This is a genomic window from Streptococcus pseudopneumoniae, from assembly GCF_001072925.1.
GTDB classification, from domain to species: domain Bacteria; phylum Bacillota; class Bacilli; order Lactobacillales; family Streptococcaceae; genus Streptococcus; species Streptococcus pseudopneumoniae_Q.
On the sequence record NZ_JVHE01000123.1, the window covers coordinates 1 to 596 of the forward strand.

Here is a 596-nt window from a genome sequence, read left to right on the forward strand (position 1 = left end):
GAAGAACAACCTCAAGCTTGGGGTTACAATATAGTTGATAAAACGATTGAACCAAATGATGAAAGTGATCCAGATCGTATTTCACGAGACACACCAATCATCTACGTGCCAATCGTAAATGATGTGACAAAACCAACTAAACAAACTGTTACATTTGAAGGAGCGGGAGAAGATACTCCAACTACTAATGTTCAAGATAGCTTTACGTTCACAGGTAAGCATAATCCAACTACAAATACAACAACATGGAATGAATCTAGTCATACTTATGGAAAATTGATTGTCCCAGTCGTAGATGGATACTACTCAGATAAGACAGAAGCTGGATCTAAGACAGTGACTCCAGATCAACCAGAAGTAACAGATCACGTTGTATATAAACCGCTTGGAAGCTTGGTTCCAAAATCTGATGATCCTAAATTCCCATCAACACCAGATGTGAAATATCCAAATGATCCAACAGATCCAACGAAACCAGGAAAACCAGTAGTTCCTGACGTACCGGGCTACAAACCATACTTGCCAGATCCAAAAGATCCAAGCAAACCAGGCCAACCAGTAGAACCAGGAACACCAATCACTCCTGAAAATCCAGG

1 protein-coding gene is annotated in these 596 nt (G+C 40.4%); it reads left to right on the forward strand.

Annotation, left to right across the window (positions count from 1 at the left end):
- Positions 1-596, forward strand: a 596-nt coding sequence (locus ADH81_RS11220; protein WP_049528736.1) for a mucin-binding protein, incomplete at both ends; no start/stop codon positions are given.